The organism is Rhodocaloribacter sp. (genome assembly GCF_056451265.1).
In genome coordinates this window covers 1-14,094 of sequence record NZ_JBWOPL010000038.1, presented here as the reverse complement: position 1 = coordinate 14,094, position 14,094 = coordinate 1, and the positions used below count along the sequence as shown (strand labels likewise).

13 protein-coding genes and 1 tRNA gene are annotated in these 14,094 nt (G+C 67.6%); 2 read left to right on the top strand and 12 right to left on the bottom strand.

Translation table 11 applies throughout. The features are described from left to right. The 12 genes from thiL to AC1HIY_RS06515 form a co-directional block, all read right to left on the bottom strand. Entirely contained in the window at positions 1–1,044 is a 1,044-nt protein-coding gene (gene thiL, locus AC1HIY_RS06570; protein WP_479575921.1) for a thiamine-phosphate kinase, read from the bottom strand. Between the two features lie 343 nt (positions 1,045–1,387). Further along, complete coding sequence (locus AC1HIY_RS06565; RefSeq protein ID WP_479575920.1) at positions 1,388–2,587, bottom strand: anhydro-N-acetylmuramic acid kinase; 1,200 nt, start codon at positions 2,585–2,587, stop codon at positions 1,388–1,390. 18 nt (positions 2,588–2,605) lie between these two features. After that, complete coding sequence (locus AC1HIY_RS06560; RefSeq protein WP_479575919.1) at positions 2,606–3,226, bottom strand: tetratricopeptide repeat protein; 621 nt, start codon at positions 3,224–3,226, stop codon at positions 2,606–2,608. A 164-nt stretch (positions 3,227–3,390) separates the two neighbouring features. Next, complete coding sequence (locus AC1HIY_RS06555) at positions 3,391–4,917, bottom strand: cellulose synthase family protein (protein WP_479575918.1); 1,527 nt, start codon at positions 4,915–4,917, stop codon at positions 3,391–3,393. Between the two features lie 56 nt (positions 4,918–4,973). Beyond that, a complete protein-coding gene (locus AC1HIY_RS06550; protein ID WP_479575917.1) occupies positions 4,974–5,486 on the bottom strand; it encodes an LptE family protein in 513 nt (170 codons plus the stop codon). A gap of 21 nt (positions 5,487–5,507) precedes the next feature. After that, positions 5,508–6,779, bottom strand: coding sequence for a sigma-54 interaction domain-containing protein (locus AC1HIY_RS06545; RefSeq protein WP_479575916.1), 1,272 nt, complete (start codon positions 6,777–6,779; stop codon positions 5,508–5,510). A 247-nt stretch (positions 6,780–7,026) separates the two neighbouring features. Continuing rightward, positions 7,027–7,368: a DUF4286 family protein gene (locus AC1HIY_RS06540; protein ID WP_479575915.1), complete on the bottom strand. Its 342-nt coding sequence runs from the start codon at positions 7,366–7,368 to the stop codon at positions 7,027–7,029. 32 nt (positions 7,369–7,400) lie between these two features. Then, a complete protein-coding gene (gene miaB, locus AC1HIY_RS06535) occupies positions 7,401–8,825 on the bottom strand; it encodes a tRNA (N6-isopentenyl adenosine(37)-C2)-methylthiotransferase MiaB (RefSeq protein ID WP_479575914.1) in 1,425 nt (474 codons plus the stop codon). A gap of 160 nt (positions 8,826–8,985) precedes the next feature. Continuing rightward, positions 8,986–9,633 carry a riboflavin synthase gene (locus tag AC1HIY_RS06530; protein ID WP_479575913.1) on the bottom strand — a complete coding sequence of 216 codons (648 nt, stop codon included), beginning with the start codon at positions 9,631–9,633 and terminating at the stop codon, positions 8,986–8,988. A gap of 74 nt (positions 9,634–9,707) precedes the next feature. Further along, positions 9,708–10,850 (bottom strand): bifunctional diaminohydroxyphosphoribosylaminopyrimidine deaminase/5-amino-6-(5-phosphoribosylamino)uracil reductase RibD, encoded by a 1,143-nt coding sequence (gene ribD, locus AC1HIY_RS06525; RefSeq protein ID WP_479575912.1) that lies wholly within the window; start codon positions 10,848–10,850, stop codon positions 9,708–9,710. A 14-nt stretch (positions 10,851–10,864) separates the two neighbouring features. After that, entirely contained in the window at positions 10,865–11,515 is a 651-nt protein-coding gene (locus tag AC1HIY_RS06520) for a hypothetical protein (protein WP_479575911.1), read from the bottom strand. Positions 11,516–11,605: 90 nt separating this feature from the next. Next, positions 11,606–12,697 carry a hypothetical protein gene (locus AC1HIY_RS06515; protein ID WP_479575910.1) on the bottom strand — a complete coding sequence of 364 codons (1,092 nt, stop codon included), beginning with the start codon at positions 12,695–12,697 and terminating at the stop codon, positions 11,606–11,608. A gap of 102 nt (positions 12,698–12,799) precedes the next feature. On the opposite strand from AC1HIY_RS06515, the gene AC1HIY_RS06510 reads away from it, so the two are divergent. Together AC1HIY_RS06510 and AC1HIY_RS06505 are read left to right on the top strand one after the other, a co-directional pair. After that, positions 12,800–13,573 carry a lysophospholipid acyltransferase family protein gene (locus AC1HIY_RS06510; RefSeq protein WP_479575909.1) on the top strand — a complete coding sequence of 258 codons (774 nt, stop codon included), beginning with the start codon at positions 12,800–12,802 and terminating at the stop codon, positions 13,571–13,573. Positions 13,574–13,666: 93 nt separating this feature from the next. Further along, positions 13,667–13,739, top strand: a tRNA-Gln gene (locus AC1HIY_RS06505). Positions 13,740–14,094 lie beyond the last annotated feature (355 nt).

Below are 14,094 nucleotides of genomic sequence, written 5' to 3'. Positions count from 1 at the left end.
TCACGCCCCGTCGCTGAAATGCTGATACCCCCCGGCCGTGAGGGGGATGACGCCGCCTTCGGGCGTCTGCGCGCGGATGCCCTCGCTCGCCTCGGTGAACTGCCCGACGACGGTGAAACTTTCGGGGTCGAGCCGGTCGAGGTCTTCTTCCGGGAGCGCAAAGAGGAGCTCGTAGTCCTCGCCGCCGAAGAGCGCGTACGTGTCCACGTCCTCGCGAAACTCGTCGGCGACGGCGCGGGTCTCGGGGTGGATGGGGAGCGCGGCGGTGCGGACGAGCGCCCCGCAGTCGCTCTGGCGGCAGAGGTGATGCACTTCGGAGGCCAGGCCGTCCGAGACGTCGATGAGCGCGTGCGGGCGGACGCGGCGCCCGGCCCAGTCGCGGATCGTCTGCAGGCGGGCCGTAGGCGTGAGCTGCCGCGCGATGACGTACCGGAAAGGGTCGAGGTCGGGTTCGTAGTCGCCCTCGGTCTCGCGGAGCACCCGCCGCTGTTCGAGGAGGATCTTCAGCCCCGCATAGGCCCCGCCGAGGTCGCCCGTGACGCACATCAGGTCGCCGGGACGCGCGCCGCGCCGGAAGACGAGCGCCTCCTCCCGCGCCTCACCGATCATCGAGACGACCACCGTCAGGTAGCGCGCCGTCGTGGTGTCGCCGCCGACGAGCGTGACGCCGTACGCCTCGCACGCCTGCCGCACGCCCGCGTAAAAGCCCTCGACCTGTTCGACCGACATCGAGGCGGGCAGCCCGAGCGCGATGGTGGCGAAGCGCGGCTGCGCGTTCATCGCCACGACGTCGCTCACGTTGATGGCGACGGCCTTGACGCCGAGGTGCGGCATGGGCATGAACGCGCGGTCGAAGTGGACGCCCTCGATCAGCGCATCGGTCGTGAAGACGTGCATGCGCCCCTCGCCGATGCCGTACACCGCCGCGTCGTCGTCGATGCCGAGGCGGACGTCGGGATCCGTGGGGGGGCCGAGTACGGCGCGCATCCGTTCGATGAGGCCGAACTCACCGACTTCGTGAATGGGTGTGAAGGTGTCGGACATGGCGCGGGGCGGTTTGCGGTCGATGGGTAAAACGGGATCTCTCACACGAACCGGACGGCGAATCGTTCTTCCCGAACGGTCGATTTCTTCACGATTTGACGTTCCGTGTAAGAGGGCAGGAGAGGAGCGATAGCTTCATACATATGACCATTTCGCCTTGAAATACCACACTTTGCACCTTATTCCACCTTCAAAACAGCCGTCATCCCGAGCGTGTCGAGGGATCTCTGTTCCATCAAATAGCAATGCGTCAGGCATAGATCCTTCGACTGCGTCCTTCGGACTTCGCTCGGGATGGCGATTTTGGCAGGGGGAGAGAAGACAGCGGTGAGTTTCGGCACCCTCAGCCCGGAAGGCAGAGCTTGCCCAGGAGCGTCGGACGGGCGGCGCCGGTGACGGAGGGGAGGTTCGTCGGCACGCCGTTGACCGTCTCGTGCGCGAGCACGGCGAAACAGAGCGCCTCCTTCGCGTCGGGGTCGATGCCGTACGCGGCGACGGAACGGACGGGCGCGGGCGCGAAAGCCTCCGCGAGGCGGGCCATGAGGAAGGCGTTGTGGACGCCGCCGCCGGAGACGAGGAGCGCGTCGAGCCGCCGGCGCGGGGCGACGAAGCGCGCATATGCGTCGTGGATCGAGCGGACGGTGAGCATCGCGGCGGTCGCCATGAGGTCGGCGGGGTCGGTGATGCCGAGGGCGGCGGCGCGGGCCTCCATCGCCGCGACGAAGGCGTCGCCGAAGTCCTCGCGCCCGGTGGAGCGGGGGGGCGTCCGGGCGAAGAACGGGTGGGCGAGGAGCTCCGCGAGCAGCCTTTCGCGCACCCGTCCCCGCGCGGCGAGTGCGCCGTCGGCGTCGTAGGCCGCGCCGAGGTGGCGTCGGGCGAGGGCGTCGAGCACCATGTTGGCCGGACCCGTGTCGAAAGCGGAGACGTCCTCGGGCGGGGCTCCGGCGGGAAGGACGGTGAGGTTGGCGATGCCGCCGAGGTTGAGCAGCCCGCGCGTCTCGGCGTCGTCGGAAAAGAGGGCGTAGTCGAAGTACGGCGCGAGGGGCGCGCCCTGCCCCCCGAGCGCCACGTCGGCCGTGCGGAAGTCGCCCACGACGGGGAGGCCGAGGAGGTTGGCGAGCGCCGAAGGGTCGCCGATCTGGAGGGTGGAGGTGGTGGGTCGGCCCGCGCAGGGCTCGGCCTTCGGCACGTGGTGGACCGTCTGTCCGTGCGAACCGACGAGGTCGAGGTCGGCCACGGCGAGGCCGGCTTCGGCGGCGGCGGCGCGCACGGCTTCGGCGTACGTGTGGGCGAGGCGGGCGTTGAGTTGCGAGAGGGCGCGGACGGACGAGGTCTCGGGCGTGGAGTTGGCGAGGAGCGCAGCGCGCAGCGCTTCCGGGTACGGCCGGCTCACAAAGGCGAGCGCGTCGAGGCGAAGGGCGGGCCCGCTCCCCGAGAGCCGCGCCACCGCCGCATCCACGCCGTCGAGCGAGGTGCCGCTCATGAGCCCGGCGACGAGGCGGGTCTCTTTCGCGAAGAGCCGCGCGAAGGGAGGAGGCGTCATAGGCTCACCGTGGACGCGTCACGATGCTTTTCGTCGCATCTCGGTGGCGAGGTGAAGAAACTCGGTGGCGCGCTCCGGCTGCTGGGCGGCGAGCTTCTCGTAGACGCGGGCGGCTTCCTCAAACTGGCTCTGTGAGGCGTAGATCTTCGCGAGTGTCTCGGACACCATGTCGTCGATCTCGTTCTCCAGATCCGGCGGCGGGATGGCATGGGGCTCCGGGTCGGGCACGATGCGCGCCGACTCCAGCTCCTCGATGAGGCGGTCGAGGTCCTCGAAGTCGGGGGGGGCTTCGTCCGGCTCGGGTTGCACCACCTCGCCCACTTTCGTCCACGCCGGCGTCTCCACGGGCGCTTCTACGGCCCCGGTGCGTTCGGCGGGCCGCCGCGCTTCGGTCGGAGCGGCCCCGGGGTGCGCCCGTGCGATGGCGGCGCGCCGGAGACCCGCGGCCACGGCGGGACTGTTCGGCACGAGGAAGCGGGCTTTCTGCCAGCTATGGAAGGCTTCGTCCCACCGATGCTCGGTCTCGTAGGCACGCGCGAGCGCCACATGTGCGGCGGCATAGGCCGGAACCGACGTGACGAGCTCCTCCAGAAGCGGCAGCGCTTCTTCGGCACGTCCCTTGTCGAGGAGCGAAAGCATATGTTGCAGGTTGGGGAGCGGCATACCGTGGATGAGAAAGCGCGTGAGAACGCAGGCGACGGGCGGGAGGCATGCATGCGCGGGTCTCGCAGGCGGAAGCCCCTCGTGAGGCGTGCCGGGTCCCGCCGGGCCGTCGCGCCGCAAGGTACGCAATCCCGCGTAGCTCAGGCAAATCTTTGCGCGATTGTCCGACGGGCCGGCCGGGCCTGTCGGAATTGACGCACGTTGAAGGCCGCGACGAGCCCGAAGCCGAGGGTGAAGAGCGCCTGAAAAGGGGCCGCCGCCCACTCGCCGTAGACGAGCGTGACGCCGAGCCCGGCCAGGCAATAGAGCGTCAGGATGATCTCGATCCATACGATGCCGGGGATGCGCGTCTCGGCATACCGGGTGCGCCACCAGGCCCGCTGGTTGCCCTGTGCGTGCACGTCGTACTTGGGCGTGCGCACGAACGCGGAGCGCTTGCCGCGCACGGCTTCCCAGATCGCCCGCGTATTGTTGACGGCCATGCCCATGCTCGCGGCCATGAACAGCGGGAAGAGCATCGTCCTGCGCGGCCAGTCCGGATAGAGGGCGCGCTGGGCGAAAAGCTGAGCGAGGAAGAAACCGACGAAGCCCGTGAGCCCGACGCCCATCACGGCGAAATACAGCTCGCCCGGGCCTTCTCCGAGGTTTTTGAAGAGCATGAGAGGCGCGTGGAGCGCGGCGACGAGCACCACGAAGGGGAAGACGATGTGGGCCGTCAGGTGCAACGTGCCCTCGAGCTTGACGCGCCACGGCTGCGCCGACCGCCACAGCGGGCCGAGCATCTTCCGGGTCGTCTGAGCGGCTCCCTTCGTCCATCGGAATTGCTGGGAGCGGAGGGCGTTGATGTCCACGGGCAGCTCGCCCGGCGCTTCGAGCTCGGGGAGGTAGCGGAAGCGCCACCCTCTGAGCTGTGCCCGATAGCTCAGGTCGAGGTCTTCGGTGAGCGTGTCGCTTTGCCAGCCGCCCGCATCTTCGATGCACGCCAGCCGCCAGATGCCGGCGGTGCCGTTGAAGTTGATGAAGCATCCGGCCAGGCTCCGCACGCGCTGTTCGATGGCGAAGTGGGTGTCGAGGCCGAAAGCCTGGATGCGGGTCAAGAGCGAGTGCCCGGCGTTGAGGTGGCCCCACCGCGCCTGCGCCATCCCCACGCGCGGATCGGCGAAGGCCGGGACGGTGCGTCGGAGGAAGTCGGAGGGCGGGACGAAGTCGGCGTCGAAGACGGCGATGAGCGTGCCCCGGGCCAGACGGAGGCCGTTCTGGAGCGCGCCCGCCTTGTAGCCGTCCCGCTTCTTCCGGTGGATATGCACGATGTCGATGCCGCGCGCGCGCCAGTGCGCCACGCGACGGGCCGTCAGCTCCGTCGTGTGATCGGTCGAGTCGTCGAGCACCTGAATCTCAAGCCGCCGCCGGGGGTAATCGAGCCGGGCGCACGCGTCGATGAGCCGCTCGGCGACGAAGGCCTCGTTGAAAAGGGGAAGCTGCACGGTCACGACCGGCCACGTCTCGTCCGGCTCGGGCGCCTCGTCCGGATTCGGGGGGGCGCCCGGAAGCAGCGCCTCCCGCCGCGCGTGGACGAGCGCCATCCACAGCAGATTGAGGCCGTACAACAGGAGCACGGCCATCCCGACGGCATAAAACGTGGCTATGAGCTGGGTTGCGAGCGGCATACGGCTTGGGTAGGGGACCGGACCGGAAGGTTACGAAGCGGCGCGTCCGGAAGGAATCACCAGTTCGACGTGGCTGCCGTGAAAATGTCGTCGGCGATCTTTTCGAGGGCGGCGGCGGCGGCGCTCTCCTCGCCCGCGAGCCCCTCCGTCAACGGATCATACTCCTCGAAACCGGAAAAGGACCGGCGGAAGAGCTCTTTCTTCTCGACGCGGTCCTCATAGCGGGCCGTGACGAAGATGGTGACGCGGTTCCGCGTGGTGCGTTCCTGTCCGCCGACGGCCGTCGGCTCGTTCGAGTAGCGGTCGATGGTGGCGGTGAGCACGGCGTCGGCCTGCTCGGGGTCCTCTTCGAGCGAGAGGCGCGTCTGCCCGACGAAACGGTCGATGAGCAGGCGTGTGAGGCGATCGTCAAGGCCGGTGACGGTGCTGACGCTGTGGTCTTCGGCGAGCGGGATGGCGATGGTGTGGAGGTGCGCCGGGATGGTGGCTCCGGTGAAGCTGTAATAGGCGCAGCCGCCGAGCAGAAGCGCGGCGGCGAGCGAGAGGCGGAGCGAGGGGGGATGGATCATGCCGGGGATGGAGGCGGAACGTCAGGACTCCGCTTCGTACTCCTTGAGCTTGCGATAGAGGGTGCGCTCGCTGATGCCGAGGGCGCGCGCGGTCTGCCGCCGGTTGCCGTCGAAACGGCGGAGCGCCTCGGCGATGAGCCGGCGCTCGGCGTCTTCGAGCGTCGGCAGGGGCTCCTCCTCGGCGGGTTTCACCGGCTCCGCTTTCGTCACGGGGGGGCGACGCTCGGGCTCGGTCTCGATCTCATACGGCACATCTTCGATGAGCGACGCATAGGCTTCCGGCTCCGTCTTGTGCACGATGACGAGGTCGCCGTCCTCTTCGCGCCGGTTCGCCTGCGGGATCGCTGCGCCGAGCCGGGCCGTCAGCGCGCCGAGTTGCTCTTTCATCTCGCGGATCTCCAGACGGAGTTCGAGCAGCGCCCGGTAGATGAGCTCGCGCTCGCGGGAGTCCACGCCGTTTTCGGAGCGCATGCGCCCGACCGGCACCAGCCCCTGATTGACGCCGGAGGCGGTCACGCCCCGGAGGTATGAGCGCAGGTCGTCCGCCGTGAGCGTGTCGCCGCGATGGAGCACCACCGCCTGCTCGGCCACGTTCCGGAGCTCGCGGATGTTGCCGGGCCAGCGATACCGCAACAGAAGCCGCCGCGCGTCTTCGCTCAGGCGCTTGGGCGCAGTGTTGTACTTCTGCGCGAACCGGTGCAGGAAATGCTCGAAGATGGGGAGGATGTCCTCGGGCCGCTCGCGCAGCGGCGGAATCTTGAGCACGACGGTGCTGAGGCGGTAATACAGATCCTCGCGGAACCGTCCGGCCTGCACCTCCCGGCCGAGATCCTTGTTCGTCGCGGCGATGACGCGGACGTCCACCTTGATGATTTTCGACGAGCCGACGCGGCTGAACGTGCCGGTCTCGAGCACGCGGAGCAGGCGCACCTGCGCTGCCTGCGGCATCTCGCCGATCTCGTCGAGGAAGATGGTGCTGCCGTCCGCCTGTTCGAAATAGCCGATCCGCCGTTCCACCGCGCCCGTATAGGCGCCCTTCTCGTTGCCGAAGAGCTCCGACTCGATCAACCCTTCCGGGATCGCCCCGCAGTTGACCGTCACGAGCGGCTTGTGGCGGCGGCGGCTCATCTCATGGATGGCCTGCGCGAAAAGCTCCTTCCCGACGCCGCTCTCTCCCTCGATGAGCACGGTGATGTCCGTCCGGGCGATCTGTCGCGCCCGGTCGAGTTCGCGCAGCAGGAGCGGCGACGTGCCGATGATCCCGAATCGCTCTTGAATGGCCTGTCTGTCCATGATTGCTGATCTGAGGAGCGAGAGCTGTGTGGTCGGTCAAGCCGGGCGGCACGCTTTCGTATTGCGTCTTGCGTATTGCGTCAATAAGGCGTTCTTCACTTCTTCAGCATTAATGGGCATGGTTGCCGGTTCGGCGCAAGCTAAAGCATGCGGCCACATTCATAGGATCAAAAATGTAGCTGCGTTACTTCGCGCAAACCCGGCCCATTGCTTTCCGGAAAGGCTCATACGCACTGCGGAATACGTCTCATGTGGGTCGTCCGTCCGATTTACCGGACCGCTGCTTAAACGCTTCAACTTCGTCAAGAATACGCCGGTCGGCCGTGAATTTTCCGCCGAAATGTCGGCGTCCGTCTTCCCGCATGGCGGCGGCGTGCCGCTCGAAGTAGGCGTCCAGGTGCGCCCGGTCGGTCACGTGATAGTGCACGGACCACGTCAGCATGCCGGGGGAGGGCGTCTCCACACGATACCACACGGCGCGCTCGAAGCCCTCGATGCCGAGCATCTCTCGGATGTGCGCGCGCAGCCACTTCGAGAAGGCGTCGGCCGCCCCGGCATCCACATGGAGGTTGACTTCGTAGACGAGCATCGAGACGGGGTGGGTCGGGGGTGAGGGACGGCTCAGGCGAGGGCGGGTTCCGTCACGTCGAGCGGCTCGCCGATCAGGGTCGCCGACGTGCATCCGGTGATCCGCACGTCCACGTACTGCCCTTTCCGGAAGGCTTTTCGCGAGAAGACGACCATCTTGTTCGTGTCCGTCCGCCCGGCGAGTTGGTCGTCGCTCCGTCGGCTCGGCCCTTCGACGAGGACCGTGTGCACCTGCCCGATCTCGGCCCGGTTGTTTTCGAGCGCGATGCCCGACTGAAGGTCGATGATCTCGCGGAGACGGCGCTTTTTCACGGTTTCGGGAACGTCGTCGGTGTATTTCCGTGCGGCGTACGTATCCGGGCGTTCGGAATACATGAACATGTACGCGTGGTCGTAGCGCACCTGTTCCAGGAGCGAGAGGGTGTCCCGGTGCTCGGCTTCGGTCTCTCCGCAGAAGCCCGCGATGACGTCCGTCGAGAAGGAGATGCCGGGGCAGATCGTCCGGGCGCGCGCGACGAGGTCCAGGTATTCCTCGCGCGTGTACGTGCGGCGCATGCGTCGGAGCACCTCCGTGTTGCCGTGCTGAACGGGGAGGTGGATGTAATTGCACACGTTGGGCCGCTCGCGGTGGACGTGGAGCAGTTCGTCCGAGCAGTCCTTCGGATGGCTGGTCGAGTACCGGATGCGAAGCTCCGGCGAGAGGCGGCTGATCCGGTAGAGCAGTTCGGGGAAATCGACGACGGCGCCGTCGTGTTCGAAGCGGTAGGAGTTGACGTTTTGCCCGAGGACGGTCACTTCTTTATAGCCCGCCTCGATGAGACCGGCGCACTCGGCGAGGATGCTCTCGGCCGGGCGGCTGCGCTCGCGTCCGCGCGTGAACGGCACGACGCAGAAGGCGCACATGTTGTCGCATCCGCGCATGATGGAGACGAAGGCCGAGACGCCGTTCGTGTCGTAGCGCACCGGCGCGATGTCGGCGTACGTCTCCTCGCGCGAGAGGTGCACGTTGACGGCGGCCTGCCCGGTCTCTTCGGCCGCCTCGAGCAGGCGGGGCAGGTCGCGGTAGGCGTCCGGGCCGACGACCAGGTCGACGAGCTGCTCCTCTTCGAGCAGTTTGGCCCGCAGACGCTCGGCCATGCAGCCGAGGACGCCCAGCGTGAGGCCCGCCCGGCGCTTGCGCTTGGCGGCGCGGAACACGTCGAGGCGACGGCGCACCTTCTGCTCGGCGTTCTCGCGGATGGCGCACGTGTTGAGCAACACCACGTCGGCGCAGTCGGGGTCGTGCGTGAGGCCGAAGCCGCGCGCGCGAAGCACGGCGGCCACGATCTCGGAGTCCGAGACGTTCATCTGACAGCCGTACGTCTCGATGTATACCGTGCGCGCCCCGGGCGCCGTCTCGGCCGTATGCTTCGGCGCGTCGAGGTCGTCGAGGATGTCGAGGTCGGGGATCGGGTTCATGCGAAAAGGAAGGTCGAAAGCAAATCCGTGGGAATCTTTATCAACGCGCAGACGAATCCCAAAGTTCAAGCGCCCCGGTCAAGTCCACACGAAGAACGATGGTTCGGAAGAACGATGGTTCGGAAGAACGATCGTTCCGTCGTGCGGCGCGCCGCGGATCTCAATACCCCTGTTCCCGGAGCCATGCTTCCGTGAGCTGCGACGGGTCGCGCCCGGGGGCGCCCCGGAGCGAGAGCCAGCGGACGACGTATTTGCCGATCAGGTCGAACTCCAGGTTCACCCGGGCGCCGGGCTGCCACGAGTCCACGTTCGTCAGGGCGGTGGTATGGGGGATGACGGCGACCGTCAGTTCGTTGCCTTCGAGGCGGGCGACGGTGAGGCTGATCCCGTCGAGCGCGATGGAGCCGACGGGGATGACGTACGGCGCGAAGGCGGCGTCGAAGCGGATGCGGTAGAGGGTGCTCGTGGCCAGGCGTTCGACCGAAACGACGACGCCCGTGGCGTCGACGTGGCCCTGCACGATATGCCCGTCGAGGCGCATGTCGGGCCGCATCGCCCGTTCGAGGTTGACCCGCGCGCCGGGCCGGAGGTCGCCGAGCGTGGTCTTCCGGAGCGTCTCCTCGACGGCCACCACGTCGAAGGCGCCGTCTCCCACGGCCACGACGGTCTGGCAGGCCCCGTTGACGGCGACGCTCTGGTCCACGCGAAGTTCGTCCGCGAACGACGCCGCGAGGGTCAGCCGCCGCCCGCCGCCGAGGTCGCGCACGGAAACGACGCGCCCGAGCGTTTCGATGATGCCTGTGAACATGAGCCGGGGGGGAACGGTGAAGGGGACGCGGATGAGGTTGTACCTTTCGTCGCCACAAAAAGATCGCCTTCGCGTCAGAGGGCGCGCCGGAAGCCCCGGAAGAGAAGGTCCTCGCCCACGATCTCCCACCGGTGCTCGGCGAAGGTGAGCGCCTCATGCATGCGTGTGAGGCCGAGCGAGGACAGCGCGGGCACGCCGTCGCCGAGCAGTTTCGGCGCGAGGAAGAGGGCGAAGCGGTCCACGAGGTCGCGGCGGAAGAGGGCGCCGGCGAGCCCCGGCCCGGCTTCGACGAGGAGCGACTGTACGGGCCGTCCGCCCGCCCGCACGGGTTCGCGCCCGAGGTGTTCGAGGAGCGCGTGGAGGTCGAGGCGGCCTTCGCCGGAGAGGGGGATGCGGAGGAGCCGCCCGCCCCGCGCGCGGAGCGCGTCGGCATAGGTCGGTCTCGCCTCCGGCCCGACGACGGCGACCGTGTGCGCGGCGAAAGCATCGGTGAAGAGCTTCAGCGTGGCCGGTAGCGCGCCCGTGCGGTCGAGCACGAGGCGCAGCGGCTGGGGCCCTTCCACGTGTCGCACGGTGAGGGCCGGATCGTCGACGCGCGCCGTGCCGCTGCCGACGAGCACGGCGTCCATCTCGGCCCGCCACCGGTGGACGAGCCGCCGGGCCGCCTCGCCCGAGACCCACCGCGCGTCGCCCGTCACCGTGGCGATCCGCCCGTCGAGCGTCTGCGCCGTCTTCACCGTGACGAGCGGCCGGCCCGTCCGCACGTGATGGACGAACGCTTCGTTGAGCCGACGACATTCCTTTTCGAGCACGCCCTCGATCACCGTGACGCCGTGCGCGCGGAGCCGGGCGAGGCCGCGCCCCGCCACCGCCGGGAACGGATCCGTCATGCCCGCGACCACGCGCGGGATGCCTTTCGCGAGGATGAGGTCGGCGCAGGGGGGCGTCTTGCCGTGGTGGCTGCACGGTTCCAGGGTGACGTACAGCGTGGCCGAGCGCAGCGCCTCCGCCCCGTGCCGCCGCTCGGCTTCGGCGATGGCGTTCACCTCGGCGTGCGGCTCGCCGTACGCGCGGTGCCACCCCTCGCCGAGGAGCGTCCCTTCGGGCCCGACGAGCGCCGCGCCCACCATCGGGTTCGGACTGACGTGCCCCGCGCCGCGTCGCGCCGCTTCGAGGCATCGCCGCATCCATCGTTCGTGCTCGGAGGTCGTTTCCATCGGATCGCCGGGGGTCATCGGACTTCGTGCGCCTCGTACTTCGCGAGGTCGTACCGCTCAAAATAGAACTTCTCCTCGGAGCGTGCTTCCCGGTGCGAGATCACGAAGCGGCGTACGTCCGCGCGCGGGAAGCTCCGGAAGGCGTCGGTGAGGGACTGCCGCATCGGGTGGGTGGAGAAGAGCGCCCAGTCGAAGCCGTGCGGGGCGGGTTCGGGGAGGAGCGCGAGGGAGAAGCGCCGGAGCACGCGCCGGAGCGCGGGCCACCGCCGCCGGTGCTCCGGTCCGGAGGCGTCGAGAAGCATCCCGGCGTCGGGGCAGTCGCCACGGACGAGGATGCCCGTCCCGGACGGGTCGCGGAGCACGCGGAGCACACCGTGGCGTGTGTGGGTGAAGGCGCGGCCGTCCGTGCTCCCACTCGTCCATGTCTCCGCCGGAAAGGCATGCAGAAGCGGTGCGATGAAAGCGGAGGGATCGGCCAGGGCCGTCGCACCCGTGCGACCCGCGCGGAGGTCCGTGCCCGCCAGATACCCCCGGTAAAACTTCGGCGCATGGAGGAACGCTTCGAGCGAGACCGGCTCGGCTGCCCGGCGCGCATCCGGATCGAGGTCCGGGGTCATCACCTCCAGCGAAGCGGGCTCTTCGAAAAAATATTTGATTATGTCCAAAATTCGAAATCTTTAAAGGTGTTTCGTTTCCGCAGGGAAAGGGGAGCCTTGGAGGTCCGGCGTCTCCGGGAAGCCTGTCGGAGGGCGGGGTCATGCGGGCTCGGGCGCTTTCGAGCGGGAAGGCAGGGCAAAGAGCGCGCCCTGGTTCGGGCGTTCGGCAGCGTGCCGCACGATGGCGTGCGTGCGCGGGGCCACCAGGTCGAACCGTTCGATGGCGCCGATCCAGACACGGGCGCTCTCCGGGTCGACCTCCGGCGGGAGCACGAGGTCGGCGGTGTATCCGGGCGGGAGCACGCAACCCATCGGTCGCGACCATGCTCCGGCATCGACGCTCCGGACATACAGCACATGGGCGCTCTCGTTGACGATGCACAGCCGTCCCGCCTCCAGGCGGATCGAGACCGAAAGCCCGGCCATGCGCGGATCGTTCACCGTATACTCCTGGAGGGGAAGGCGGGTGTCGGTGCTGTTGGCCTGTGCATCCACCACCTCGATGAAACGGCTCGAATAGTTTTTCAGCCACCCGCAATAGCTGTACTTCTTCCCCTGCCGCGTCACTTCGAGGACGACCTTCGAGAAGAGGTGGCGTTCGAGGAGGGGATCGAACGCATTGCCCACGTGACCGATGACCTCGCTCGAAAGCGCCTTGATCTGGGCTTCCTGTGTGCCGAGGACGGCCGTGCCGGGCGCGCGTGTCTTGACGAAACCGAGCACCATGCTCACGGCCTGAAGCAACGCGTCCCGCACCATGCCGACCCAGTTTCGGAGTCTTCGCCCCATTTTTCGGAACAGTCCGGGATGCGCCGTGCGCTCGATGACGGCGTCGCGTCGGGCGCGCTGCTCCTCCGTCAGCCCGTCGGCATATCGGTACAGGGCATCGAGAGCCGTGTACTGGTCCTTGTAAAAAATGAAGGAGTACTCCAGGTGCCCTTCCGGCGCGCGCACGGGCTCGACGTACGTGATCTCCATGCCGGAGGAATAGATCTCGGCGTTGCCCCAGCACAGGTCGCCGTCCTGTTCGGCCAGCGTCACGTGGAAGTCGTCGAAGTCGCTCAGGCACGGATCGCGTTTGTAGGCCTGAAGGAGCCCGAGCGCCGTCGCCAGGATGAGGAGCACGAGGAGGGTGGTGAGCACGGGGTCCATGAGCCGGGGGGCGCGAGCGGGCAATTTTGCGAACGCCATGAAACGCCGGCCCCGAATCAGACGTTTCCTTCCCCGGCAACGGGCCCCTTTTCGAAAAACGGGGAGCCGGACGACTTTCTTCACGTCTCGAAACGAACAGCTATGATGGCGACCCTTCGCTCGATCTGGGTATGGTTTTCCATTTCCGTGCTCATCCTTCTGTGGCTTCCTTTGCTGGCGCTCGTGCGCCTCTTCGACCGGGATCCGGCGCATTACCACACGGGCCGCTGGTTTCGCCGTCTCGGCGCGGCGATGACGGTGATCAACCCGGTCTGGCGCGTGCGCGTCTCGGGGGTGAAGATCGAGGACCCGCGCCGGCCGTACGTGGTGGTGAGCAACCATCAATCGAACGTGGACATCCCGGTGATCAGCCGCCTGCCGTGGGACATGAAGTGGGTGGCGAAGGCGGAGCTGTTCAAGGTGCCGCTGGTGGGATGGATGATGCGCATGGCGGACGACATCCCCGTGGACCGACGCTCGAAGACGAGCCGGGCGCGGGTGCTGGTGAAGGCCCGGCAGGTGCTCGAGAACCAGTGCTCGGTGATGTTCTTCCCCGAGGGCACCCGTTCGCGCGACGGGCGGGTGCATCGCTTCAACGACGGCGCTTTCCGCCTGGCCATCAAGGCGGGCGTGCCCGTGCTGCCGCTGGCCGTCGAGGGCACGTTCGACGCCCTCCCGAAGCATACGTGGCGTTTCGGCGAGCCTACGACGATTCGGCTGAAGGTCTTGCCCCCGGTGGAGACGGCGGGCCTGACCGAGCAGGACACCGAAGCGCTGCGCGACCGGGTGCGCGGCCTGATCGTCGAGCAGATTGCCCGGTGGCGCGGCGTTCCCCCCGAGACGGTCGATGCCCTGGCCGAACTCGAAGACGTTTAAGACTCGATTAATACGCTGGTCGGAAGGCGCGCGGTGGAACCACCGGTTTGCGAAACGCTATAACGGGCCGTAATTTGAACCCGATACGACGCTTGCCCTATAGCTCAATTGGCAGAGCGCCTGACTCTGGATCAGGAGGTTCCAGGTTCGAATCCTGGTAGGGCAACCCTACGAAACGCTCGCACTCTTCGGAGAGCGGGCGTTTTTTCGTTTGGATTGCTTGACCACGGCGCGCGCCTGCCACGCTCCGACGTTGATGAGAGGTTCAGAAATTGGCGTGTCACGTAAGCCGATTTGAGTTCGTGGACGTTCCCGGCCGCATCAGTTTTTGTGAGAATCGGTGCGTTTTCAGGAAGCGCCGCCTATCTTCATACGCGATAGACTCCATGCAGCTCTGATCCGATCCCGGAGCGTTTGTCGTTTGAAAGAAGGAGGGCCTCCGGCACGCCGTTGGTCTTCAGCCCATGGCCCAACCCGCGTCGGAACGGCGCACTTCCCACAGAGAGACGATGAATACTCCC